Below are 25,895 nucleotides of genomic sequence, written 5' to 3'. Positions count from 1 at the left end.
GATCCCCTTCGGGGATGACAGACAGAAAGGCGAGAGCAAAGAAAGAAGCAGATTCCCCTGAGGGGAATGACAGATAGAAAACAAAGGTAAGTGCAAAGCAGGGGCAGAAGCAGATCCTTCGCTTTGCTCAGGATGACAAACGATGTAGTGGATAGCGGTTCTGTAGGGGGTCTAGTTCAGTATAGATCGGGCTTTCAGCCCTCTTGGGTTATGGGGAATTCGACCCAGGGCGTCGCGAATGGTCGAGCTTGCGCTCGGCCTTTCGCTTTGCCCTGGGCTGGGATAGAGCGCGCCTTTGGCGCTTGGCGTCGAGCTGTTGAGTGGCGATTGGTTTTGGGGATTGCGGTTGTTTTATGCGAGGGGTGAGCTCGCGGCTGAAGATGCTTCCTGCGGTTGCGACTTTTCAAGGGCATGAAGGTCCCTGCTCTTTCAGGTTCGCGATTCGCGAGTTTTTTTGTGAGGTGGTGGGATGGCTGTGGTGGTTTCCCATTCATTTCGGCTGATGCGTGGAATGAATGGGCACTACGCAATTGTGCGAGTGATGCGGTCTTTGGTGCTTCCTATGTCTCAAAAGCGAGATATGGGGCATCCAGTGCACTGGAATCGCAATTACCATATCTCCCATGAATCTCAACCGAATCGCTTCCGCGATCCTCCTGACCACGTCTGTGTTCGTGCCTGGTTCCTCTGTGCTTTTTGCGCAGCGCGGCAACCGGCCCGAGCCAGCGCAAGCCGCGCCGGATGCCGGCACCTCTGCCAAGCCTGCCCAGATTAAGCTCGAACCCCTCTCCGCCGATAAGTCCGTCGCTCAAACCATCACCGTTCACGGCAAGACCCTGCACTACACCGCTACCGTCGGCACTATCAAGCTCAGCGCGCCCGACGGTCACGCCACCGGCGAAGTCGTCTTCACCTCCTATATTCTGGATGGCGATCATGCCGACCGTCCCGTGCTCTTCGCCTTTAATGGCGGCCCCGGCGCGGCCTCCGGTTATCTCAACTTTGGCGCAGTCGGCCCGAAGCATGTCACTTTCGGCAATGCTGGTGACTCGCCCTCAGACCCTCCTAACCTCACCGACAACCCCGGTACCTGGCTCGACTTCACCGACGAGATCTTCCTGGACCCTATCGGTACTGGCTTCTCCCGCTCTCTCGTCGACGAGGCCGAGAGCCGCAAGCTTTTCTACGGTCCTACCCAGGATGTTGAGTACCTATCTACGGTCATCTATAAGTGGCTGACCAAGAACGAGCGCATGCCTTCCAGGAAGTATCTTTTGGGCGAGAGCTACGGCGGCTTCCGAGGCCCACGCATTGCGCACTACCTGCAGACGAATCTCGGCGTCGGCGTCAATGGTCTCTTCCTCGTCAGCCCTTATCTCAACCCCAGTTTCGGCGACGGCAACCTTTCGCCGGTGCCGTGGATGATTACGCTCCCTTCGGTGACAGCCGCCCACCTGGAGAACGAACACAAGCTCACCCCCGAGGCGATGAAGGATGTCATTGCCTACGATGAAGGGGAGTACGCCTCCACGCTCATCAAAGGCCCTTCCGACCCTGCCGCTACCGACGCTATGATTCAGCGCGTCACCGAGATGACCGGTCTCTCATCCGAGTTTGTCAAACGCTCCGGTGGCCGCATCGAGACACGCGCCTTTCTTCGTGAAATTCACCGCGATCAGGGCACCATCGGCTCCGTCTACGATTCCAACGTCACTGATCCTGATCCTTTCCCGTACTCTTCGATGCAGCAGTCGGGAGACCCTATCCTCGAAAGCGGCAAGGCTACCATTACCGAGGCCATGGTTAACTTCGTCACTGTTACCGTGGGCTGGAAGACAGAAGCGCAGTACGAACTGCTGTCATCGGATGTAGGGCGTCAGTGGGATCGCCAGAATCCCGAAACTCAACGCGGCTCCGTACCCGATATGCGCGAGGCCCTCGCCGCCGATCCCAAGTTCCATGTCGTCATCTTCCATGGCTGGAACGACCTCTCCTGCCCATTCATGGGCTCGATCCTCACCCAGAACGAGCTTCCGCCAACCCTCGCCAAGCAACTTTCAATCCACGAGTTTCCCGGTGGCCATATGTTCTACACCCGACCCGCCAACAGCGATCGACTTCATGAGCTGGCGGAGAAGGCGGTTGCCAACCACTAGGCTGTGTGTCCATGAGAAAACCCAAGGCGTCACGAAAGGCCGAGCGCAAGCTCGGCCTTTCGTTTTGAACCGGGTTGGAGTGGGATGCGTCTTTGGCGCTTGGTTCGCTGGTCGGGGTGTGATGGTTTCCCACTTATCCTGCGAGTGCGCGAAATGAATGGGGCACTCCCGTTTGTGGCGGAGATTGAAAAAGCAGATCCCCTTCGGGGATGACAGACAAGAAAGGCAAGTGCAGAAGCAAAGGCAGGTGCAAAAGCAGATTCTTCGCTCCCACACCCCACGGACGAAGACCTGTCCGCGGGGACCCCGGTTCGCCCAGAATGACAACGGCGTGGGGTTGGCGGCAGGTTTCTTTGCCGCTGATTTCTTCGTCCCTGTTTTCTTCTTCGCCGAATTATTCGTCGAGGAGGACGATTAGAGCTAGTGTTGGTGCGGGGATTTCGGCGGGGACGTAGATGCCTACTTGGCGGGTTTGGAGGATGTGCTGCCAGCAGGGGCCGGCGCGGTCGATGGAGAAGTACTGGGCTTCTACACGTGCGGCGATTTGTGGCGGCGGCACTGAGAGGTGACGCATGGCCATGCCGGGGAGGGCGCGCTTGATTAGCTCCACGACGAAACGTGAGGAGCAGAGCTTGGTTAGTTGAGGGGTGAGGGTGATGAGGTTGCCTTCGCCGATGGGGGATTGGATTTCGAGTATCCAGCGGGCGGGGCCGATGCAGCGCTCGTCGGCGATGTCTCCGGTGAAGAGGAAGTTTTCGACGGGGTTGAGCGGGATGCGGATGGCCTTGGAGGGCATGACGATTTCGAGATGGCGGCGGATGTGGTCGTCAAGCTGGGCGAAGCATGTGCCGAGGTCGGCGTGGTTGTAAACGGGCAGGGCGCGGGGGTGGGTTTCGAGGCCGAAGGTGCAGAGTGCGCCGCCGAGGCGGGACATTTCGCGGAAGAGCTCCTGCGGGTGGATGTGCTGGGAGAGCAGGAAGTGGCGCAGGGACGAGACGTTGGAGTTGATGGCGTGGAGGAACCAGAACTGGGCGACGTGGCGGGCGGAGAGTCCAGCCTGGAAGACGCCGTGGCGCTGCTGCTGCTCCTGAGTGAAGACGGTGCTTTTCTCGTCGAGGATGTCGATGAGGCGGCGGAGCATGTCGGTCAGTGCGGGGCTGGCGCTGATGGCGAGTGAGGGCGGGATGAAGGTGGGGTCGGGCTCGTAGTGTCCGGAGCCGTCGCGGAGGATGCGGACGGCGGGGATGGAAACGAAGCGGTCGGTTACTTCGTGAGCGGCGAGAAGCTGGAGGTTTTTGCGGCCGATCTGGACGAGCTTTTCGTCAAGGCCGGTGTTCTGGTCGGGGATGCGGATGTCGCTGGCCTGAAAGCGGGCTGCGGCGGGACCGCCTCCATTGAGGTTGGTGTTGAGGCCGTCGCGGACGAACGCAGGGACGGCAAGGTGCATGACGAGATTGTCGGCAACGGGCGAGAAGAGTGCGGCGAAGTCACGCGGGGCGGGCAGTAGGTCGGAGCCGGGGAAGTCGAAGGCGAGGCCATCGGCGAAGAGTCCGCGGGCGTGGGTGAGGGAGAGCGAGCCGTTGCGGAGAGCGTCGCGGTCGAACTGGAGCCCGGAGAAACCGGAGGCGTCGCGCCAGAGATTGGTGGTGACGAATTCGAGTGCGTCTTCGAAGTAGCGGTTCTGGGCCTGGAAATGATGCGGCCCGAGATACATGCCTTCGGACCAGACGGGCTTGGTGAGTGTTCTCATGCGGCACCGCCGGCGGTTGGGAGAAGAATGATGAGCTCCATCTGGGGATTGGGGATTTCGGCGGGGACGTAGGCGGCGAAGTTGCGGGCTCGGGAGATCGTGTCCCATGCGGCGCCGGACTGGTTGAGGCTGAAGTATTGGTATTTGAGCTTGATGGGGATGGCGCTGGGTGGCGTGGAGACGTGAGTGAGGGTGATGCCGGGGAGCGCGTTGGAGACGAGCTGCTCGATGTGAGTGGCGGAGCAGGTTTTGACGAGGCGCGGGACGCCGCGAATGATGGTGTCTTCGCTGGAGTCGGCGCTGATGGCTAGATACATGCGGGTGTTCTGCAGGTATTTGTCCTGATCGAGCGCGGTGGCGTAGATGGTGTTGTTGACCTGCTTGAGCGGAAGCGAAACGACGTTGGTGGGGACGACGGTTTCGAGGAGGATGCGGAGTTTTTCGTCGAGGTCGGTGAAGACTTTGCTCAGGCTGGCGTGATCGTAGAGAGGCAGGTCGCGCGGGCGGATGGTGGGCGAGAAGGTGGTGAGCGATGCTCCGAGAGCGGTGAGTGCGGTGAAGAGCTCTTCGGGATGGCAGCGCTGGCCTTGCAGGAGATGGTTGAGGACGGGGATGTTGGAGTTGACCGTGTAGAGCAGCCAGAAATTGGCGATGTCGGAGGCGGTGAAGTCGGCGAGGCTCTGGTTTTTCTGGCGGCGGCCACCGGCGAGTTGTGCGCTCTTGGCGGTGAGGATTTCGAGGATGCCGTTGACGAGGCCGCGGAGATAGTCGGAGGCGCGGACCTCGAGGAGCGGTGCGACGAAGCGTGGATTGATGCGGAAGGCTCCGGTCTCGGTTTTTTCGATGTTGGCGATGCGGAGGGTGGAGCTGCCTTCGCGGGATTCATTGGCGGCGAGAAGGCGGAAGTTTTTGCGCGCGATCTGGATGGGCTTGTCGCCAGCGCCCGTGTTGTCGTCGCGGACGGTGGAGATTTCGGCGAGGTAGCGGCTGGTGGCGACGCGCCCGAGGCCGGCTACGTTGAGGCCTTTGTCTTTGTAGTCAGGGACGGAGAGATAGATGTCGAGGTCCTTCATGCCGGGGTCGAAGAAATCGACGAGGGACTTGGATGGCGGCGGCTGGTCGGGGCCGGGGATTTCGAAGATGAGCCCGTCGGGAAAGATGCCGGAGGCGCGGGAGATGGCGAGTTGTCCGTCGGCGAGGAGCTCTTGATCGAGGACGACTTCGCTGAATCCCCAGGCGCAGAATTTGAGCGCCTGCAGGCGGAAGGTGAGGGAGTCCTCGAGGAACTTGTCCTGCAGTTGCATGTGCTGTGGGGTGAGGAAGGTGCCTTTGCTCCACAGGACGGGCTGTAGCTGTTTCATGGGCGATGACCGAAGTTTAACGATAGCAACTGAGGTTGAGGGGAACAAGCGGGGAGCGAGTGTGGGTGTGAAGGAGAAGCAGATCCCCTTTGGGGATGACAGACAGAAAGGTAAAAACAAAAGCAAAGACAAAAGCTGATCCCCTTCGGGGATGACAGACAGAAAAGCAAAAACAAAAGCATTCGCATTAGAAACCTCGCTGGGCCTGGTTGGCGGCTTGCTGGGCTGATTGCTGCGCCTGCTGGGCTGATTGTTGTGCCTGTTGTGTTGCCTGCTGCGATGCTTGCTGGACTTGCTGCGAGGCTTGCTGGGCCTGTTGTTGTGCTTGTTTGGCAGCTTGTTGTGCCTGCTGAGCGGCCTGTTGCGCTTGTTGCTGCGCCTGTTGCGCCTGTTGTGCGGCTTGCTGGGCAGCCTGCTGACCCTGCTGAGCTGCTTGTTGCGCCTGCTGCTGTGCCTGCTGAGCGGCTTGTTGCGCCTGTTGAGCTGCCTGCTGGGCTTGCTGCGCCTGTTGCTGCGCCTGCTGCTCGGTTTTTTCGGCCTGGGATTTGGCCTGGTTGACGGCCTGGGCGGCTTGCTGCGCTGTCTGCATGGCTTGCTGCTGGGCCTGGGCCAGAGCCTGCTGCGCGGCGGCCTGGCCTTGAGCGGAAGCCTGTTGGACCTGCTGCTGCGCCTGTTTGACTGCAGTGTTGGCCTGGTTGAAGGCTTGGCGTGCCTGATCGGTGGTTTGCTGGACGGCCTGCTGTGCCTGTTGCTGAGTTTGCTGTGCGGCTTGCTCTGCCTGGCCAGCGGCTTGTTGGGCTTGTTGAGCGGCTTGCTCTGCCTGGCCGGCGGCTTGTTGTGCAGCCTGCTGCGCTGCCGGGTTCGCCTGAGGGCTGGCTGCCCCAGCGGCTGCCCCTGCCGCACCTGCCGCTGCGGGATTCGAGGCAGGGGCTGGGGGCGGTGGCGGAGGCGGACTGGAAGGGTTGCTGGGAGATGAGCTACTGGAAGAGGAGGAGCTGGAACTGGAACTGGATCCTGCCGAGGAGCTGGATGAAGAGGACGACGAGCTGCTGCCGCTGCCGCGCTTGGTGCCGGATTTGCCATCGTCGGCGAGATCGGGATCGGTGGGACTGGCGGGGTCGGTGGGGCTGGAACCACAGCCGGAGCCTGCGGCTCCGCCGCTGTTGATCATGACCATGGGAGTGCCGGATATGGCGATACCGGCCGGGCCGATATCGATAAAGTTGCTGCCGGCTTTGAGGGTGAGTTCGACGCCGGCTTCGATAACGACGTTCATGCCAGCTTTGAGGTGGATGGCCATGCCAGCCTGGTGGGCGAAGTTCTCACCGGATTTTTCATAGAGATTTTGACCGGCTTGAATGGAGATGTTCTGCGCGGATTTTTGATTGATGTTGCCGGTGACGTTGCTGTTCCAATCGCCGGTGACTTTCTCAATGTGCTTGCCGACCACCTGCTCATGACGGTCGCCGCTGACCTTTTCCATCTGGTCTTTGGTTACGAGGAGGCTACGGTTGTTGCCGATCCATTCGCGGCTGTCGTTGGTGACGTAGTTGTCCTGATCGAACTGAGCGCGGAGAAAGACCTGCTCCTTGCCGGTTTTATCTTCGAAGCGCAGCTCGTTGTAAGTGCTGGCGCTGCCGCCGGTGGAGCTGCGGGTCATCATGGTGCTGCGGGTCTGGTAGTCGGGCAACGTATAGGGCGGCATGTTGTTGGCGTTGTAGACGCGGCCGGTGATGATGGGGCGGTCGGGGTCGCCCTCGAGGAAGCTGACGATGACTTCCTGACCGACGCGAGGGATGGTGATGGAGCCCCAGCCCGCACCGGCCCACTCCTGCGAGACTCGGACACGGCAGGAACAATCAGTGTTGCGATCCCAGGGAAAGAGGACGACGACGCGGCCATATTTATCGACCCAGATGTCTTCGGTGCTGTCGCCGTCGTCTTCGATGCCGGCGGTGCTTTGAAGCTGGCTTTTGCCGACGACGACGGCTGTCTGCGGGCCCTGCACGAAAGGTTTTGGCGTAATGCGGACGGGCCGGAATGGCGTGGTTGCGGGAATGCAGACGAAGGTGTTGGCGTAGCTTTCGCCAGCGGTGCCGCCTGTGTAGGTGCCGCCGGATGAGGCGACATGCTGAATCTCGGTGAGCACGTAGGTGGTGTTCATCGAGTCCTGATAGTGGTCGGTGAGGTCGAACTTATAGCCGGTGGTGAAGGCACGGCAGACGCCGGAGCCGTGAGCGATCATGTGCACGGCTTCTTCTTCCTGCATGCGCAACTTGGCGAAGCTGGTGCCGTCTGCGCGGACGCCATATTCCCCGGGATAGTCGTAAAGCTCATAGCTGGAGTTGCCTCCAACACTGACGATGGTGGGCTCAGTGGCGAGGAGGCTGGTGGAGGGTGTGATGAAGTTGTAATCGGTGAGGGTGTATTTGCCGCTGCGCAGCTCCTGCCCGATGCTCCAGGAGTTGATGACGTCCTCATTGTCGAGGCCACCAGCGGCTAGATTGTATCCGGCGCTGGACTGGCCGGGGCATGATTCATGAGCGCTGGAGGCATCGGCAAGGACCATGGTGTGCTTGCCGTCCTCATGCTGGAAGAAGTAGAAGATGCCGTTCTGCTCCATGAGGCGGGAGATGAAGTTGAAGTCGGTTTCGCGGTACTGGACGCAGTATTCAAGAGGCGAATAGGTGCCGGTGGTGCTGAGCTTGAAGTCGGTGAAGCCGCGGTCGGAGAAGATCTGCTGGATGATGTCGGTGACAGATTTGTTATGGAAGATTTTGCAATTGGCGTTACGAGTGAGCATCCATGTCCAGGGAACGACCTCCATCTGATAGTGGGTGAAGGTGACGTCTTTGGCGCTCTGGACGAAACGGCTGACGAGGCCGTTGAAGTAGCGAGATGTGCCATCGGTGAGGCCGACGGTGATGGTGACGTTCTGGCCGATGATCTTCGTGAAATCGATGGACGCCTGCTCGGTGAGGAGATCGAGGTGGAAGCTGAAGAGGCGCGAAATGGCCTCATGGCCAGAGAAGCCGGCGAGCAGCAGCACGTCCTGGCCGAGCGGCGTGGTGAGGGAGATAAGGCGGTTATCTTGCGTGTACGGCATAGTCAATCGATCTCCATGCTACGAACCCTGAAGACAGCGGGTTTAAATCAACAGTGTTCGATGGCAACAGCTTGCTTGCGGCGGGCAGCCTCGGCAAAGGTGGAACGAAATGCGTAGATGACTTGTCCAACGGATTCTCCGTTGGGGCCGTCTTCCCAGTTTTGAATGACGGCATTTGGGATTTTGTGCAGGAGCTGATCGTAGCGTTGCACGCGATCCGGCTCGTAGTAACCGAAGAGGGGATCGTAATCGCCGGAGAATCCGATGGGCAAGATTTGCGATGGGGAGTTTTCGAAGGCGGAATTGAGCAGCTCTTCTTCGGCTCCGATGTACCGGTCGAGGCGCTGGACGATGGACATGAAGATTTTTCCACGAGCGCGAACACTGGCCCAGCGCGCTCCGCGAGCTCGCACGAGCTCACCGAGGCGATTGCGACGCGTCTGCAGAGGGAGATCCTGATAAGCAAATCGCATCTGAGCGGGTTCGACGACGTAGAAGTTCTGGTTATCCATTGTTGCCTATGAGCAAATTGTTACCTGCGGGTAAGTTGTTATCTACGAGCAAGCTGTTATCTGTTGAGAAGCTGTATGGGAAGATACGGCGACTGGACCGTGCAGGCAAGATTACGCGCGGCGCCGAGGTGAACGAACATGAGAGCGGGGAAGCAGATGAAGGCGCGGGTAGAACGCTGATTCTCGCCGTGCAGCGCCTGATCTTCGTGATCTTTTATGAGAGTTTCAATGGATGCGTTGAAGGTTGCCTCGTCGCCTGTGCTGACGGCTTTGAGCGCGCGCAGCTTGGCGAGCGTGACGACGGCGTCGAAGCGATCGGCGTTGTTTTGCGTGCAGGCTGATTCGAGCTGCTGCGCTGCTGCCTGGTCAAAGTGGCCTGTGGTGATGAAGGCGCGGATGAGGTCGAGCTGACGGGCCATGAGCGCGTAGAAGGCGAGAGCCTGGGCGTCGGAGAAGAATTTCGTGAATGGGACGGAGGCAATGCCGGCCAGGACAGATGGTTGTGAGAAGCAATCGGCGAGTGCGAGCGCTTTTTCGAATTCAAGTGGGGAGAGTGCGGCGTTGGGCTGGTTCATCAGGAGGATGGAGCAGAGATAGGAGCCAGCGAGATCGAAGCTGTGACGGATCTCTTCGGGTGAGCCTTCCTGCTGGTAAAGCCCCAGGCCTAACTCGACGGCTGCATCGGAGAGGCGTCGTGCGTAGCGGATGGGATCGGAGCACATGGGTGAGGCGCTGTCGGCAGTGAGGAAGCTCTGGAGCCGGGTGCGATTGTTGGCGACGTTTCCGGCGACAACGTTGCTTTCGATTTTGTTGAGCTTTAATGGCATATCTCGGGCCTATGAGTTCGGGATTAGTTGTATTGCCCCCCATTGTAGACGGGGCCTGGTGGAAGAGGAATTTCCTGCGCTCCCCCTCCGGGCTGGGCTTGAATGACTTTGCCGGTCACAGGAGGGTCTCCGGTATCGAGTGCATTCTGCAGACGCTGGCCGAGGGCCTGGGTGGCGGGGTCGCTGGAGTTGGTCATTTCGGTGACGGTGTTTTGCACCCATTCCTGGCTCATCTGCGGGCCTTTGGCTGCGTTGGTGGAGAGCGATGCGCCGGGGCCTTTGGCCTCGACGATCATCATCCCGGTGGGATTTCCTGCAGCGTCGTATTGGGTGTAGACCTGATCGAAACCTGTGCCGGGGCTGAATCCCTGATCCATAACGTAGTCAGGATAGTTGTTCTGCATGTACTGCGTGGATTCGTCTTCGCCGATGGCTTCGGTGACTTTGGATTTGAAGCCGCCGGCCCTGCGGTTTTCTCCGGCCTCGCGGGCCTCTTGTTCTTTTTCCTGGTACTTCTGCTTGTAGTCGGCGATGTCGTCGTAGGACTGATCACGGCGGGCTGCGCCCTCTTCCTGCAGCTCGGCTAGCTTGCCACCAGCTCCGCCTGCAGTCTCGGCGACTTTGGGCTTGAGTTTTGGATTTTCTGTGAGATTGCGCCAGTTTTTCTCGACCCAGTCGGCGAAGCCGTCGCCGAGTTTGCTGGCGCGGAGCTTGCCGAGAAGCTCGGCGAGGTTGGCTTCAGCGACCGCGGATGCTCCCTGAGCCTGGGTCATGCGCGCGGTGGCTACTGCGGAGCGCGTTGCGCCAACCGCGGCTTTCTTGAGAAGGTACGCGACGATGCCCTGGAGAATAAGGCGGACGAGAATGGCGACGCAGGAGGCGAAGAGGTGCGCGGCGCGCTCGACCTGATTTTCTTCGGCTTTGCCAGTGAGCTTGCGCGCGGCCCACGCGGTTTCTACGCCGCTCTTGAGGGTGTGAAGAAGCTCGACGAAGCCGGAGGCGATGGATTCGACGAGGAAGGCGAGGCCGAGCCAGGTGAGAACGGCCATGCCGATGTCGAAGCCCAGGTCGCCACCGACGGCTGCTCCGGGTGCGGCACCGACTCCGCCAAAGAAGAAGCCAACGATGCCGCCGATGGCTGCGCCCAGGAAGGTGGTGACGCCGAGGATGACGATCATCTGGACAAGGCCGGGGAGCAGGCCTTTGAGGACTGCCTTCAACTCGTAGCCAGTTTCCTCGTAGACGGCGGCGGGGGCGAGATCGATGGCGCGTGTGGCGGCCTGATAGAGGCAGCGAGCGCCATCGTAGTCGGACCGGAGATACTGACCGGCCGAGCTATACATGGATTGGAGCTTTGTCTTGGTGGCGGCGTAGTCGGCGGTGGCAGTGCTATAGGCGGAATCGTAGGCGTTCGAGATGGAGGAGGCGGTCGAAGAGATGGTTGAAGAGATGCTGGACGAGAACCAGTCCCATCCGGTGGAAGCGGGCGCAGGAGATTGGGCGCGGCAGAGCGTGCCGTCGTTGATGTCTGCCGGGTTGTTTGATCCGCAGGTGGGTCCTGCGGGGCGCGCTGCTCCCATGATGTACCTTTTGCGTCGCGGATTGCTGATGAGCCGGGCCTGAAGACCCTGATTCTTCAGCCTGTTTTCAGGGGTTAGAGGTCCCTCGGATTGCTGATGAAGTCCGGCAGTGTTGCAATACATCCCTCAGCGGCTAAAGCCGCGTTTATTTGCGGCTCTTATGGCACGAGTAAACTCGTGCCCTTTCAAAACGGTGGCTTTCAGCAATTTCAGAGGGTAAAGCCTTCTTGCTCCCTTCCTAAAGTGCTTCTGTGGTGCTGCTGGGGTTTGTGGTACCCACCCTTTCCACAGAAGACGTGGAAAGGATGGGTACCCGGATTTGTGGTGATGCGAACAAAAAGCAGATCCCCTGCGGGGATGACAGACAGAAAAGCAAGAACAAAAGCCGACGCTGCGGGCGTTTGTGGTACCCACCCTTTCCACAGAAGACGTGGAAAGGATGGGGCACCCGGATTCATGGTGATGCGAACAAAAAACAGATCCCCTGCGGGGATGACAGACAGAAAAGCAAGAACAAAAGCCGAAGCGGTGAGGTTTTGTGGTACCCAGGTCTCAAGATCGAGACCTGGGGCACCCCGATTTGTGGTGGTTTCGACGGTTTAATCCTGCATCGCGGTTGTTGCTTGTCAGTTGTAGGCGAAGGCTCCGTCTTCGCTTACGGTGACGGCGATGGTGGACATTTTTTCGCCTTCGGCCATGCTGCCGAGGATCTTGCGAGAGATGTCGGGCAGCAGGGAGTTGGTGAGGATGTTGTCGACGTTGCGCGCGCCGCTTTCGACTTCAGTGCAGCGGCTGGCGACTTCGGTGAGGAAGGCGTCGTCGTAGGTGAGCGCGACTTTGTGGTTCTCCTTAAGACGGCGCTGGATCTTGCCGAGCTTGAGGCGGATGATCTGTTTCAATGCCTCGTCGCGCACCGGGTAGTAGGGGATGATGACCATGCGTCCCAGGAAGGCCGGCTTGAAGACCTTGTTGAGACCGGGCTTGATGGCGTCGATGAGGCCGCGCGCGCTGGGCATGGTTTCCGGGTCGGCGACCAGCTTCATGAGCTCATCGGTGCAGGCGTTGGTGGTGAGGATGATGATGTTGTTCTTAAAGTTGATGGAGCGGCCTTCGCCATCTTCCATGTTGCCCTTGTCGAAGACCTGGAAGAAGAGCTCGAGGACGTCGGGATGGGCCTTTTCGACTTCGTCGAGAAGGACAACGGAGTAGGGACGACGGCGCACGGCTTCGGTCAAGACGCCGCCTTCGCCGTAGCCCACGTATCCCGGAGGCGAGCCCTTAAGGGTGGAGACGGTGTGCGACTCCTGGAACTCGGACATGTTAATGGTGATGAGATTGTGTTCGCCGCCGTAGAGGAGATCGCTGAGGGCGAGGGCGGTTTCGGTTTTGCCCACGCCGCTGGGGCCGACGAGCATGAAGACGCCGACAGGCTTGTTGGGATCGTCGAGCGAGGCGCGCGAGGTCTGGACGCGCTGGCTGATGATCTCCATGGCGTGATCCTGACCGATGACGCGCTTGGCGAGATGGTTCTGAAGCTCGAGGACGGTGGTGATTTCGTCCTTGAGCATTTTGCCGACGGGGATGCCGGTCCACGCGGAGAGGACTTCGCCGACGATCTGGGCGTCGACGCAGACCTGGATCAGGCCGGTTTCGCCTTGCAGGGCGTAGAGCTCGGTTTCCAGGGCGCGCAGCTCGGTCTTGGGGTCGATTGGCGCTGCGGCGGCTTCCGCGGGTGCGCCTTCAGCTGGAGCGGGAGCAGCTTCAGCGGGTGCGGCTGCTGCCGGAGTTTCGGCTGCTGGCGCTGCGGCCTTTTTGTGCGCGGCTTCGAGTTTGTCACGGAGTTCGCGAATCTTGGTAACCAGTTCGCGCTCTTTGTCGAAGCGGGCTTGAAGGGTCTTCAGGTTTTCTTCGGCGGCGGCCTTCTGCTTGGCGATCTCGGCCAGCTTTTCCTGATGGTCGGCGCCGACGATCTCTTCGCGATTGAGGATGCCGGTTTGGACTTCGAGAGCGTCGATGGTGCGGGTGAGGTCTTCAATGGCAGGAGGGGTGGAGTTCTGGCCAAGCGAGAGACGGGCGCATGCAGTGTCGAGGATGCTGACGGCCTTGTCGGGAAGCTGACGGCCGGCGAGGTAGCGGTGCGAGAGGCGGACACTGGCGTTCACAGCGTCATCGAGGATGCGGACTTTGTGGTGCTTTTCGAGCGAGGCGACCAGTCCGCGCATCATGATCATGCACTGATGTTCGGTGGGCTCTTCGACCTTGACGACCTGGAAGCGGCGGGCAAGAGCTGCGTCTTTTTCGAAGTACTTCTTGTACTCGGACCAAGTGGTGGCGGCGATGGTGCGAAGCTCGCCACGGGCTAATGCAGGCTTGAGGAGGTTGGCGGCGTCGTTCTGTCCGGCCTGGCCTCCGGCTCCGATCATGGTGTGGGCTTCATCGATGAAGAGGATGATGGGCGTGGGTGAGGCTTTGACTTCTTCGATGAGGCCCTTGAGGCGGTTTTCGAATTCACCTTTGACGCCTGCGCCTGCTTGTAGAAGCGCAAGGTCGAGAGTGTGAACCTTGACGTTCTTGAGCGGCGGGGGAACATCGCCCTGAGCTACGCGGAGAGCGAAGCCTTCGACGACGGCGGTTTTGCCTACGCCAGCTTCGCCGGTGAGGATGGGGTTGTTCTGGCGGCGGCGGGTGAGGATGTCGACGACCTGACGGATCTCGGAGTCGCGGCCGAGGACGGGATCGATCTTGCCCTTCTTCGCGTTGCCGGTGAGGTCAATGGTGTAGGCGTCGAGGTTGGGTGTCTTGCCGCTGCCGGGTTTGGGGGCTTCACCGGGCGCGCCGCCAGCGCCGATAGATGCGCCAGAAGTGGTGGTTTCGTTGGAGAGCGCGACGATGCCCATGAAGTCTTTTTTGAGGCCGTCGGCGTTGATCTTCTGGAACTCTTTGCTGACGTCGCGCATGAGGCGCGCGAGCTCTTCGTCGGATGCGAGGGCGAGGATGGCGAATCCGGTGCGGACCTGGCCGGCGTTGAAGTCGATGGAGCCGATGGTCCACGCGGTGGTGAGCATCTTGAGGACGGTGGGACTGATGGCAGGAGTGCGCGCGTTGCCGGATTTGAGCTTGTCCATGGATCGGGCGAGCTCACCGGTGAAGCGGGATTTGTCGATTTCGAAATGCTTGACGATGGCGGCCAGGTCGCCGGAAGAGTTATCGAGGAGCTTGGTGAGGAAGTGCTCGATCTCGATGTCGTAGTGGGTGCGGGAGAGACAAAGCCCGGCGGCGGATTCGAGAGTGCCGCGAGTCGTGTCGTTGAGCTTGCCGATAAGCGATTTCAGATTGAGTCCCATGATTGTTCCTCTTGAGAGAACCGAAGTTAAAGAGCAAGTATTGTGTCGTCGGGGTCAGCGGCGAGACGTTTGGTTTTGAGCCAGGAGACCCAGCCCAGGCGAATGGCACTGCCTTCGAGCTCGATGATGGGGGCTTCGCTGCGGTCGAGGACGAGCTGCAGTTCGAAGTCGAGGGTGTCGTTGCCGAAGAAGCGGGTGATGGCGCGCACGGCGTCATAGCCGCTGCCTCCGGGAAGGAAGTCGTTGTAGCGTTCGAGAGAGAGCGGACCGATGCGGATGCGGACGCGGCCCTGGCGATCCCAGATGGCGTCGCCGACGATGGCTCCATTGCCGAGCTCGATGGAGGGAGATTCTTCGTCGAGCATTTCGCATTGCGTGGAGGGATCGATGGAGTACCAGGAGCCGGTGAACTGCTCGATCTCGACCGGGACCTCGAAATAATCGCCGATGACCTGTTCGAGAGCCACGGCGGAGCGGGCCTGCATGGCGATGAGCGAGATGTAGTGCTGGAGGGCCTCGTCTTCGATCTGCTGGCGATCGCGCAGGCCGGCGGTACCGAGACCGAGCAGATCGAGAAGGTATTGGCTGAAGAGATCGTGCGCGCCACCGTAGGTGACGGGGAAGCGCGACTTTTGCCAGGCGCGATAGAAGAGCGCGATGGCGCGGTTGTTGAAGATGTCAAGGAAGGCGGCGAGGCTGTGGTCTTTGGCGCGGGCGCGCTCAAGGATGAGTTCGCTGTAGGTGTAGGGAAGGACGCCTTCGGGGCCGGTGAGGCCCATGAAGTTGACCATCATGTCAGCGGGGCCGGAGCTGGAGAGATTGAGCTGCTGAATCTGACTGGCGGGGAAGCCGAGGCGCTGATTCGCGCGGAAGCGCAGGGTTTCGGTGGCGGGATTGTAGAAGTGCCCGACGGGGCGCGTGTCGGGACGCATGCGCTGCAGTAGAGCTACCGCCTGAAAGAATTCGAACGAAGGCGCGTCCTGCGAGAGCTCGGACTCGATGAGCTCGCGGAGCGAGGTGTCGATGGCAGGAGCGGGCTCAAACTTGTGCTCGTACTCGCTATCAACGGAGGCATCAAGGGGATTGCCTGTCCCTGGATCCGAATCGAATTGATTGCTTAGATCAGCAGCTTGCGGCCAGCTCTCGGTTCCCATTCGTGCAGCGCCTCCTTTCTTTGAGGAGTGGTGACGCGCAGCCGCGTGAAGCTGTTGAGCGAGGCGCAGAGGCCGAAGAAGCGGTCGAGGACGCTGGCGAAGAGAAAGGCTCCCGAGCCGGTGAACTGATCTTCGTCGAGCTCGAGATCGATCTTGATGCCACGGGCGAAGCTGACGCCTTCGGGTGAGATGAGGCGCGTGAAGTGGCGGCTGCTGCGGATGTTGAGGATGCTCTGAATGACGTTTTGTGAGTAGGCGGTACGGCCTACATCGTAGAGGCGAAGGATCTCCTGCAGCGATGTCTTGCCTTCCTCGACGAGCGAGAGGTAATTGATGGAGAGGTGCGAGACGAGACGCCAGAGAGTGCTTTTGCCGAGCGCGGGGCGGACGGTGGGCGTTGGTTTGCGCAGGGCGACGATGCGGCGCATAGCGGCTGCGCCTTCCATTTCGAAATCACTGTCCTGATTGCCAAAGGGGAGACGCGAGGGCAGATCACGGTTGGTGCAGGTGGTCCGGACGGAGAGTACTGTGGCGTCGGGATGGACGGTGGACATGGAGAGATCGACGAGGGAGAGATAGAGGTCGGTGCCATCGTCGTTGGGGCGGTTGGAGGCGCGGCGGCGAGCGAGCCAGAAGCAGGGGCGGTCTTCTTTGCGCGCGGAGTGGCGGAGCGAGTAGAAGGGCTCGTAGGTGGTGATCTTCTGGTTGGCGGAGTTGATGGCTCCGACTTCGTCGACGGAGAAGACCTCCATGGCGTAGGGACGGCGGACATCGGGAGCGATGGAGTATTCGTACTTGCGCTGGTTAAGCTGGATGGGTTCGGCGACCTGGGTGAAGAGATTGACAACCGGTGAGCAACCGAGGCGGAAGGTCTTTTTGGATAACTCAAGCTCAAGGCGCTGGAGGCGGCCATCGCTCTCGACATCGGAGATGAGAAAGATGACTTCGAGGGCGTCTTTGAAGCCTGCTGCACCAGCCTGGTCGAGTCCGGCGAGATCAATGAAGAAAAATTTCTCGGGGAAGGCGAAGTATTCGAGCAGGAGGCGATGTCCAGCGAAGGATGAGGAAGGATAGGGAAACAAACCTTCGTCGGGGCCGAAGCCTACAGCGCTAAGAGCGGAGGTGGGCAGGGTGATGGGGGCGAGACGCGAGCCTTCAGTGAGATCGCGGACGAGGATGCGATTGACGCGGCTGAAGAGGAGCTCGTAGAGGATGTTGACGAGGCCGCTTTCGCCATCGAGATAGAAGCGGAGCTTGTCGGGCTGGAGGCCAACGAAGGTGATGTCTCGGGCGCAGCGGAGCTCAAGGCGGATGGCCCATGCGGAATCGCTGGTTTTAACGGCGGGCTTGAGGCGGCTGGGCGCGCTGAGTTCGGCTGCAGAGACGGTGATGGGCCAGAGTGTGGTGTCGTAGCAGGTGCGAAAGGTGCAGGGCATGCCCTGTACGGGCTTGGAGTAGAGCGGGGTACTGCGGTCGATCTTGAGGCCGCTGGCGAGCTTGCCTTTTTCGGGGTCGAGCTGGAACTCGACGACGGACATGGAAGGCAAGGGGCGGACGAGCTGCGGATAGATGACGGTGAGGAGAGCTTCGGTGATTTCGGGAAACTCATCCTCCATTTTGAGATGAATGCGCGCGGTGAGAAAGGCGAAGGCTTCCAGAAGGCGCTCGACATGCGGGTCTTCGCACTTGGTGGGCTCAAGGACGAGGCGCGAGGCGACCTTGGGGTGTTTCTCGGCGAACTGCGCGGCGGACTTGCGCATGTAATCGAGCTCGCGCTCGTAGAAGAGGAGCATCTCATCGCGCATGGGGAACTCCTGTGCGGGAGGCAGGCATCAGCGTGCTCCTTCATCGCCGCCGGTAAGGAGGCAGTTGCCGCTCTTGAGCTCGATGACGGTATCAAAGGAGATGGGCTCGGGGACCGGGTCCATACGGAGCATGGCTTCGATGCGGAGGCGCACGTCTTTCTTGCCTGCGTCGGGCGACTCGACCATGACGAGGCGGACGTTGGCCAGGCGCGGCTCGAAGAGATTGATGGTGCTCATGATGGATTTGACGAGCCGGTTGCGGTCAGCCGAAGAGGCCATGGTGAGCGCGGAGAGATCGGGCAGGCCGTAGACGTAGACGGAGCGGTTGGTTTCCTTGAGCTCTTCGTCGGGCGGGTCGGCGATGCGGCGTGAATTGAGAAGCCACTCCAGGTCGCGGCGCACGGCGGCCTTGAGCACGCGGACGGATTGCGCGCGGCTGAGGGGATTCTCTACGGTGTTCGAAGGCTCAAGATCGATGAGCCGGTCGAGGACCGAGATAGTGATGGTGGTTTCGCCCTGGCTTCTGGCCATTACTTAGCGCTTTCCTGATCCTGAAGCATCCGCAAACGGATATGTGGAGATGTGGGCCGTTGTGGTTGCCCAGGTCTCAGAATCGAGACCTGGGGCACCCCGGTAAAGTAGAGATTGCCCCTGGGGCTAAAGCCCCGTTTGTGTGGTTGCGGTTTATGCGGGGGTTAAAACCCCCGCCTACCTTCGATTCCTGTTTCTTATCCGACATTGAGAGCCTGGACGGGATCGAGGCGGCAGATGCGCTCGAAGAGCTTCTGCTTGTCGCCGGCGTTGCCCTGAATCTTCTTGCTGTGGCGCATGAGCTTGATGAGGTCCGAGGCGACCTGTTCGGGATCTTCCCAGGCGTCGAGCTTGTGGTTTTCGATCATGGCGGAGATGTCTTCAAGCAGCGGCTGGGCGAGAGCATCTTTGCCTGCGGTGACGGCGAGCTCGACCATCTGCATGGTGCGGCGGAAGCGGCGACGGCCGGAGCGCTGGCGGGCGATTTCGGCGCGCATGATGGCGAAGGCTTTTTCTTCCTGGCCTGCGGCGAGAGCGTCCTTGGCGAGCGAGTAGGCGTCGGTGGCCGACTTGAGCCAGGTGGGGATGCCATTGATGGGTGCAGGAGCTGCCGCGGGAGTTTCGGCGTCTTCTGAGGCTGGATGCACGATGGGCTCGGAGAGGCCTTGCAGCCAGGCTTTGGTTTCAGGATTGGCAGCGGGTGTGTCGTCGAGGAGCGTGGCGTCGAGCAGATCGGGAAGATCGTTAAGCAGAGCGCGCAGCTCGGATTGAATGGCCTTGGCGATGGGCTCGTAGTCGGGGCCGAGAGCGTTGCAGGCGGCGACCGAGAGACGTTGCAGGTCGAGCCATGCGCGACTGCCGGGGTGGGCCATGGCCTGTTCGCCGGCTTCGAGGAGATCGGCCCAGCGCTTGGCGATGGCGAGACGCTTGATCTGCTGGCGGAGCTCGGTAGTCGGGGCTTCGAGAATGTTGTTGCCTGCGAGTGGTCCGGCGGCACGCAGCTCACCCCAGCGAAGGCCGCGCAGAAGCAGATAGGGCGCGGGACTGAGGGGCTCGCGCTTGCGCAGGAACTGCGCGGCGGCGAGGATGCTGCCGACGGCCTGACGGCGGTCCGCGGGCTCGGCGGTCATGGAGACGGCGAAGGATGTGGTGGTTGTCGCGGCGCCTTCCTGACCCTCGACGGGCGCGCCTTCTGCACCTTCCGCAGAGGCTTCTATAGGGACTTCTTCGACTGGATCGGGCTCTTTTTCGCGCTTCTTTTCGAGAAGCTGATGAATGGTCTGACGGACCTCAGTGAGAGCTGTCTTGAGCTTGCCGAAGGATGGGGAATCGTCTTCCAGCCTTTCGTCGCAGTAGGTTTCCATTTCGACGACGATGGCGAGTGAGGCGTCGATCTCTTTTTCGGTCTGGGCGTAGAAGGCTTTGGGGGTTTCGTTGAAGGATTTGTCGAAGATATCGGCGGAGACTCTGCCGCCTGCTATCAGAGCTTCGCGTGCTTTCTTATCCTTGTCCGGGCGCTGGACTTCGTCGTAGCCAATCTGGCGCGAGTCTTTGTAGATGAGCCAGGAGTAGCCGGCGTTGGTGATAGGAGCGTTGCGAATGGGCAGGTCGAGCTGGGTGCCGATCCAGTTAAGGGGGCGTGCGCGGAGCTCTTTGTCGTCCTCTTCGAGGACAGGGTAGATGGTGTCCCAAAAGTCATTGAGGAGCTTGAATGTAAGATCGAGACCCTGATGCAGGCCGGGGAATTTTTCGGTCTGCAGGAGAGCTTCGGTGAGCCAGGCGGCGAGCTGAAGATCCTTGGAGGAAGTGGCGAGGGTCTCCTGGGCGAGCTTGACTACGAGGGGAAAGTTCGCAATCTTCCGCTCGGCTTGCCACTCGCCCTGGGCGAGGTCATCGTCCTGGCGGCGGGCTTCTTTGATCTTGTCGTGAACGAGGAGCTTGTTGTCGTAACGCAGGTCGATGCCGCTGGGATTGTCCCCAGGAATAGGCGTGAGAATGTCTTCACGAAGAGGCATTGGCTATAAGACCCCGATCAAGTGTATGCATCATTGTTCGCCGGCTTCTTCAGCGGCCGGTTGCTGTGGTGTATCCGGGTGGAAGAATTTAAGAGTACGCACTTCGAGGAAAGGCACTTCTTCGCCATCGACAATCAGCATCTTCTGGCCGGATGGGTATTCGTTGCCTTCGTCATCTGCGAGCCATGTGGTGAGGCGGCCGAGCCAGACCTGCTCGTCGGGATCTTTCCAGGAGAACGGGTAGATGGCGGGGATGAGGACTTCGCCGAGGTCCTTGCCCTGGAAGGATGCAGCGGTCTGAACGATTGCAGGAGTCCAGAGAGTATCGCGCAGGCGCTCCGGAGGGCCCATTTCGAGGTCTGCCACATGCTCGAAGGGAAGCCAGAGATAGGCTCCGGCGGCATAGATTTCGAGGCGTGCGCCGATGTCAGGATCGGCGTCGCGAATCTCCTGGAAGGGCTTGCCGTTCAGCTCACCGGCTGGAGATTTCGGGGAATCGGTTGGAAAGGCCTGCTTTTCGAATAACTCGTGGCGGGTCTTTTCCGCGTGGAGAGCAGCGTAATAAACGATGGCGCCGGTCTCTTTGTCGGGGTGGCCATCGGCGAGGATGGCAAGATGCTTTTCGGCGCGGGCGTATTCACCGGAGAAGCAGAGAAGCTCGAAGAGAAATGTACGCGCGGCTGTATCGGAGGGTTTGTCACGCAAATGGGCGGTGAGAGCCTTTTCGGTCTCGCGCACTTTGCCGGCATCGAAGAGTTGTTTCGGAGTGATAGCCACCGGACGCGCATTGCTCCTTTGAAGGATGACGAAAATGAATACACAGCAAGTGGCGATTTCCCGAGGGAAATCGCCACCTGTCGTACTGATATGGCGTGAACTTCTGCCTGGCCGCGACGAAGGCGTCCAGAGCAGAGAGTACTACCAGGGTTTGATGGTGAGCAGGTCGAAGCCCTTGTCGATGAATCCGGCGAGCTTGCCGTCGGTCTCGGGGTTGTAGCTGACCTTGACCTTGTTGAAGGCGAAGCTGACCGACTCCATGGGATTCTCACTTGAGCCGGAGAGCGAGATCGAGGTGATCAGCGCGTTGTCGAGCTCGATCTTGAAGTAGTCTTCCTGCTGGTCGCCCATGGGCTTGTCGTAGAAGAGCTCGACCTTGGTCAGGACGTTGCCGGTAACGCAATCATCGAAGAGCAGCGGCGAGGTCTTGTCGAGAACCTTCATGATGCTCAGGTCGGTGAGGTTTGCGCGTCCGGAGCGGGACTCGCCACCGGACGAGCCGACGCCGATGGTGTGCTGCATGCTGGCGCCGAAGCTGAAGGACAGAATATCGATGGCATTGGTTTTGCTGGTGCTGGGACCAGGCCGGCCATCGATCATAAGATACGCATTGACTGCCATGTTCGATCTCCTTGAGGCATTCGTTCAAAAGCTGTCGATTGAGGACGGCAGGAACATGCGGCCCTGAGTCCCGGGGAGTGCGAAGGTCGAATTACTTGGCCGGAGCTGGAAGTTCAGCAACCAGGCGAAGCGAAACGGTCAGCTCATCGAGCTGGAAGTGAGGCCGCAAGAATGCGACGGCACGATAGCATCCAGGCTTGCCTGGAACCTCGGTGACGTCGATACGCGCTTCGCGCAGTGGGCGCTGGGCCTTGGTTGCCGGTGAAGCCGAATCATCAGGTGTGACGTACTTCGTGATCCAGCGGTTGAGGAAGCGATCAGCTTCTTCACGCGACATGAAGCTGCCGATTTTGTCTCGCATCATGGCCTTGAGGTAATGAGCGAAACGGGAGACTGCCATGATGTACGGAAGCTGCGTGGAGAGACGCGCGTTGGCATTTGCCGAGTCGGTGTCGTAGGTCTTGGCTTTTTGTGCACTCTGCACGCTGAAGAAGGCAGCATAGTCGGTGCCTTTGCAGTGAACCAGCGGCACAAAACCGAGATCCGCGAGTTCCTTTTCGCGACGGTCGGTGATGGGTACCTCGGTGGGGCACTTGAGGGCGATATCGCCGTCGTCAGTGGTGAAGTTGTGGACAGGCAGACCTTCGACGAGACCGCCGCCCTCAACGCCACGCATGGCAACGCACATGCCATAGAGCGAGAAGGACTGGGTCATCTTGGAAGCGAGCGAATAGGCTGCGTTGGTCCAAAGATATTTGGAGTGATCGGTGCCGTCGACGTGCTCCTCGTAGCGGAACTCATCGATGGGCTTGGTCTCGGCGCCGTAAGGCAGGCGGCCCAGGGTGCGAGGCAGGGTGAGAGCGACGTAGCGCGAGTCTTCGCTCTGGCGGAAGGACTTCCACTTGGCGTACTCGGTGGAGTCGAAGATCTTTGCCAGGTCGCGAGGGGCGTCGAGCTGTCCATAGCCCTCGAGGTTAAAGAGATCGGGCGCGGCTGCGCTGACGAAAGGAGCATGAGCCTGAGCGGCGATATGGGAGACGCCTTCGAGCAGCGCCATATCTTCAGGATGCTTACCGAATTCGTAATCGCCGACGAGAGCGCCGAAGGGCGCGCCGCCGAAGACGCCGTATTCTTCTTCGTAGATTTTCTTGAAGAGAGCGCTCTGATCGAACTCAGGCGCTTTTTCGATGTCGCGCAGGAGCTCTTTCTTGGTGGCGTTGAAGACGCGGATCTTCAGCGAGGTGCCGGTTTCGCTGCTGTCCATGAGGTACTTGAGACCTCGCCACGAGCCCTCGAGCTTCTGGAAGCTGGGGTGGTGGAGGATCTCGTTGAGTTGGATGGAGAGCAGATGATCGATCTGCGCGATGCGCGCGTTGATCATCATCTCGGCATCTTTGGCGATGGTCATGGAGCCATCGAGAACCTGGGCAACGAATTCCTTGACGAGGTCCTTGCCGCGATCGCGCGCCGCAGCGTCGGCGCCGAAACGGCCTTCCTGGACAATCTGATCGAGAAGGCTGCCTTCGGTTGTCTCGACGGCTGCCGCTGCTCCTTGAGGATTTACTGCTGTATCAGCCATTGGAGCCTCCATCGCCGATCTCGCCCTTGAGCTTGTCGAGTTTTTCGGTGTTGCCGACAGCCTCTAGCAGCAACTCTTCGAGCTTGTCATTGCCCTGAAGCGAGCCGCGGAGATCGGAGAGACGCGTGCGGAGGTCGAGAAGCTCCTTGAGCGGCTTAACCTGCTTGGCGACGTTGCCGGGCTCGAAGTCGTCGAACTTGCGGAACTTGAGATCGACCTTGAGGTTGGCTGCGTTGGGATCGTCGCTCAGCTTGTTTTCGACGGCGAAGGAGAGATGGGGCTTCATGCCCTCAAGGACTGTATCGAAGTTGTCGGGGTTGACCTCGACGAACTTGCGTTCTTTGAGCTTGGGGAGAGGCTGTTCGGGATTTCCGGTGAAATCACCCAGGACGCCGACTACGAAGGGCAGTTCTTTAATTTCGATGGCGCCACCAACTTCGACGTCATAAGTGATCTGCACTCTGGGCGGTCGTACCCGGTCCAATTTATGTTGAGCGCTTTGTCTAGCCATGCTTCCTTCCTCGATGGAGAGTGATGGGGAATCGCCGAACGTTACATGCATCCTTCGGCGGTAACGAAGAACGGTGTGCTAAATACGAACAGGAGAAAATGCTTCTTCGGTGATCAGCCCCCGGGCAAACCGAAGAAGATGCGTGTGCAACAGAGACCGCAAACCAGCGGTCAAGCCAGTCGTGTTCTTGTGCCTATTCGTGATAGCACACGCCTATGGGTGGGTCAAGATAATTTCTTTTCGTACTGTTACCAGCGGAACGAGATAACACGAAATGCAGATCGTCAGCCCATATGTGGAATGGAGTAGGAGCGGCATTTGAGGCGCATGGAACTTATAGTTTTCGGGCTTGGCTACTTAGGATGGTAAGGTGGGGAGGCTATGTTGAAAGTCCTCTCAGAGAATGCCGCAAGAACGTTGTTAAACGCATTTAACGATGCCGGATATACCGAAGCGCAAGTGCGAAAACATCTGGGCGCTGCGGAATTGCCGTCGCTGCAGCTGCGCAATGTAGCGCGCCTGCTGGATCGCACCTCTACCGCGACCGAGTTGAATACGCTGCTCCGATGGTTCTGGGTTGGCGTGCCTGTAGCGAAGGCGAATGCGGAGAAGACGATTCCGGCGGAGATGCTTGGCCTGCTGGAGCAGACAGGGTTGATTGCAGAGCAGGGCGAAAATTGGGCAGCGACGGTGATGCTGCTGCACACGGACGGATTTCTGGTGGCGGCGGATCATCCTTCGGCGATTGAGCGGCATGAAGCAGATCTTGTGCTGTGGCCGAATCCGACGAGCAAGTTTCTGGCGAAGTTTGCGATTCGCAGGCACTCGCGGGCGACGCTCGATCTGGGAACGGGCAGCGGCATTCTGAGCCTGCAGGCTGCGGCGTTCAGCGACAAGGTGATTGCGACGGATCTGAATGAGCGCGCGGTGGAGATGGCGCGATTCAATGTGTGGCTGAACGGAATCAAGAACGTCGACGTGGTGGCTGGGGACTGCTTTGCCCCGGTGGCTGGCGAAAAGTTCGACCTGATTCTTTCGAATCCGCCGTTTTTCATCACGCCGCAGAGCGACTATCTGTTTTGCGACAACTCGATGGAGTTGGATGGACTTTGCCGCAGGCTGGTGAAGGAAGCTCCGGAGCATCTGAGCGAGGGCGGCTACCTGGAGATGCTGTGCGAGTGGGCACAGGTTACCGGAGAGCGCTGGGAAGATCGCGTGGCGGAATGGCTACGGGGTACAGGCTGCGATGCGTGGGTGATGAAGGGCGTGACGCAGGATCCGGAGGAGTATGCGCAGCGTCGGGTGAAGGAGATATCGCAGGATCCAGGTGGAGATGCGGAAGCATACGCGGGCTACATGAATTACTACCGGCAACGTGGAGTGGAAGCGATTCACGACGGGCTGGTGGTGATTCGCAAGCGGGAGGGAAAGAACTGGGCGCGGATTGAAGAGGTGCCGAAGACGCCGTCTGGCGAGCTGGGCGAGATGATTGTGACGTCGTTTGCGGCGCAGGATCTGCTGCAAAACGCGGATACGGATGAGGCGTTCCTGAAGTTGAGGCCGAAGCTGGGAGCGAATGTGCGCCTGGAGCATGTGTGCGCTCCGAAAGAGGGGCGCTGGACGACGGATTCGCTGACGCTGCGACTGATCAGTGGGTTTCCGTTCCACATGGCTGTACAGCCGCTGGTGGCGGAGTTTCTGGTGACGTGCGATGGGACGCGAACGGCGAGAGAGGCTATCGCGTCGTTTGCCGCGCAGGTGAAAGCTCCGCTGGAACGGGTGCAGAGCGAGTGCCAGGCGCTGTTGTGGAAGCTGATCGAACGGGGTTTTATGACGGTAGAAAATTCCTGAGGGATTCGGTGCGGATTTATACGCTGCTGAAAGGTCTGCCTCTGTGAAAATGACGCAGATGTGAAAGACTTGAAGACAACGGCGGAGCAGCCGTTTCAAGATAACTTTGCGTTTTTGGGTGGAGGAGTGGATGGCGAAGCTGACAGGGAATTTGCGCATTACCGCGAGCCCTGGACCTGACGGCGGAAAGCCATATTTCGAGGTGGTGTTTGTGCCATACGCTGGCCGGCTGAATACGAAGCCTGCGAAGGCTGCGAACTACGACGAACTGGTGACTCTGCTACAGGACTTGAAATTCGGCGAGGATGAGGCGACACGTTGGGCGGGCAAGGCTCGCTCGCAGGGCGTGGTGCTGATTGCAAGCTTTGAGCGGAACGATAGTCTGCTGAAGGATCGGGGATTGCTGGCGTGAGGA

At 59.8% G+C, this 25,895-nt stretch carries 18 protein-coding genes; 3 read left to right on the top strand and 15 right to left on the bottom strand.

Annotation, left to right across the window (positions count from 1 at the left end):
* Positions 1-623: 623 nt before the first annotated feature.
* Entirely contained in the window at positions 624-2,156 is a 1,533-nt protein-coding gene (locus tag OHL22_RS20180) for a S10 family peptidase (protein ID WP_263341371.1), read from the top strand.
* A gap of 394 nt (positions 2,157-2,550) precedes the next feature.
* On the opposite strand, the gene tssK (OHL22_RS20175) is transcribed toward OHL22_RS20180, so the two are convergent.
* The 15 genes from tssK (OHL22_RS20175) to tssB all read right to left on the bottom strand — a co-directional run bounded on the left by tssK (OHL22_RS20175) (position 2,551) and on the right by tssB (position 23,629).
* Positions 2,551-3,906: a type VI secretion system baseplate subunit TssK gene (gene tssK / locus OHL22_RS20175; protein ID WP_263341369.1), complete on the bottom strand. Its 1,356-nt coding sequence runs from the start codon at positions 3,904-3,906 to the stop codon at positions 2,551-2,553.
* Positions 3,903-5,267 (bottom strand): type VI secretion system baseplate subunit TssK, encoded by a 1,365-nt coding sequence (tssK, locus tag OHL22_RS20170; RefSeq protein ID WP_263341368.1) that lies wholly within the window; start codon positions 5,265-5,267, stop codon positions 3,903-3,905. Before tssK (OHL22_RS20170) ends, tssK (OHL22_RS20175) begins: the two co-directional genes overlap by 4 nt.
* Positions 5,268-5,454: 187 nt before the next feature.
* Positions 5,455-8,373, bottom strand: coding sequence for a type VI secretion system Vgr family protein (locus OHL22_RS20165; RefSeq protein ID WP_263341366.1), 2,919 nt, complete (start codon positions 8,371-8,373; stop codon positions 5,455-5,457).
* A 47-nt stretch (positions 8,374-8,420) separates the two neighbouring features.
* A complete protein-coding gene (locus OHL22_RS20160) occupies positions 8,421-8,885 on the bottom strand; it encodes a hypothetical protein (protein WP_263341365.1) in 465 nt (154 codons plus the stop codon).
* 56 nt (positions 8,886-8,941) lie between these two features.
* Positions 8,942-9,712, bottom strand: coding sequence for an immunity 49 family protein (locus tag OHL22_RS20155; RefSeq protein ID WP_263341364.1), 771 nt, complete (start codon positions 9,710-9,712; stop codon positions 8,942-8,944).
* A gap of 23 nt (positions 9,713-9,735) precedes the next feature.
* Positions 9,736-11,292 carry a DUF6861 domain-containing protein gene (locus OHL22_RS20150; protein WP_263341363.1) on the bottom strand — a complete coding sequence of 519 codons (1,557 nt, stop codon included), beginning with the start codon at positions 11,290-11,292 and terminating at the stop codon, positions 9,736-9,738.
* Between the two features lie 626 nt (positions 11,293-11,918).
* Positions 11,919-14,636, bottom strand: coding sequence for a type VI secretion system ATPase TssH (gene tssH / locus OHL22_RS20145; protein ID WP_263341362.1), 2,718 nt, complete (start codon positions 14,634-14,636; stop codon positions 11,919-11,921).
* A 26-nt stretch (positions 14,637-14,662) separates the two neighbouring features.
* Positions 14,663-15,790: a type VI secretion system baseplate subunit TssG gene (gene tssG, locus OHL22_RS20140; RefSeq protein ID WP_263341361.1), complete on the bottom strand. Its 1,128-nt coding sequence runs from the start codon at positions 15,788-15,790 to the stop codon at positions 14,663-14,665.
* Positions 15,754-17,595 carry a type VI secretion system baseplate subunit TssF gene (tssF, locus tag OHL22_RS20135; RefSeq protein WP_263341359.1) on the bottom strand — a complete coding sequence of 614 codons (1,842 nt, stop codon included), beginning with the start codon at positions 17,593-17,595 and terminating at the stop codon, positions 15,754-15,756. Before tssF ends, tssG begins: the two co-directional genes overlap by 37 nt.
* A gap of 27 nt (positions 17,596-17,622) precedes the next feature.
* Positions 17,623-18,126: a type VI secretion system baseplate subunit TssE gene (tssE, locus tag OHL22_RS20130; protein WP_263341357.1), complete on the bottom strand. Its 504-nt coding sequence runs from the start codon at positions 18,124-18,126 to the stop codon at positions 17,623-17,625.
* A gap of 197 nt (positions 18,127-18,323) precedes the next feature.
* The gene (tssA, locus tag OHL22_RS20125) at positions 18,324-20,141 is read right to left on the bottom strand and encodes a type VI secretion system protein TssA (protein ID WP_263341356.1); all 1,818 of its coding nucleotides are present in this window, start codon (positions 20,139-20,141) and stop codon (positions 18,324-18,326) included.
* A gap of 30 nt (positions 20,142-20,171) precedes the next feature.
* Positions 20,172-20,918 carry a type VI secretion system accessory protein TagJ gene (locus OHL22_RS20120; protein WP_263341354.1) on the bottom strand — a complete coding sequence of 249 codons (747 nt, stop codon included), beginning with the start codon at positions 20,916-20,918 and terminating at the stop codon, positions 20,172-20,174.
* A gap of 141 nt (positions 20,919-21,059) precedes the next feature.
* Positions 21,060-21,539 (bottom strand): Hcp family type VI secretion system effector, encoded by a 480-nt coding sequence (locus OHL22_RS20115; protein ID WP_263341352.1) that lies wholly within the window; start codon positions 21,537-21,539, stop codon positions 21,060-21,062.
* A 91-nt stretch (positions 21,540-21,630) separates the two neighbouring features.
* On the bottom strand, positions 21,631-23,118 hold the full coding sequence (gene tssC, locus OHL22_RS20110; protein ID WP_263341350.1) for a type VI secretion system contractile sheath large subunit: 1,488 nt from the start codon (positions 23,116-23,118) through the stop codon (positions 21,631-21,633).
* Entirely contained in the window at positions 23,111-23,629 is a 519-nt protein-coding gene (tssB, locus tag OHL22_RS20105; protein ID WP_263341348.1) for a type VI secretion system contractile sheath small subunit, read from the bottom strand. Before tssB ends, tssC begins: the two co-directional genes overlap by 8 nt.
* Positions 23,630-24,013: 384 nt before the next feature.
* On the opposite strand from tssB, the gene OHL22_RS20100 reads away from it, so the two are divergent.
* A complete protein-coding gene (locus OHL22_RS20100; protein WP_263341347.1) occupies positions 24,014-25,480 on the top strand; it encodes a class I SAM-dependent methyltransferase in 1,467 nt (488 codons plus the stop codon).
* A 130-nt stretch (positions 25,481-25,610) separates the two neighbouring features.
* Entirely contained in the window at positions 25,611-25,892 is a 282-nt protein-coding gene (locus OHL22_RS20095) for a hypothetical protein (RefSeq protein ID WP_263341346.1), read from the top strand.
* Positions 25,893-25,895: the final 3 nt, after the last annotated feature.

It is taken from the genome of Acidicapsa dinghuensis (assembly GCF_025685685.1).
Classification (GTDB): domain Bacteria; phylum Acidobacteriota; class Terriglobia; order Terriglobales; family Acidobacteriaceae; genus Acidicapsa; species Acidicapsa dinghuensis.
The sequence above is the reverse complement of the archived record's forward strand: the minus strand, read 5'-3'. Positions and strand labels throughout refer to the sequence as shown.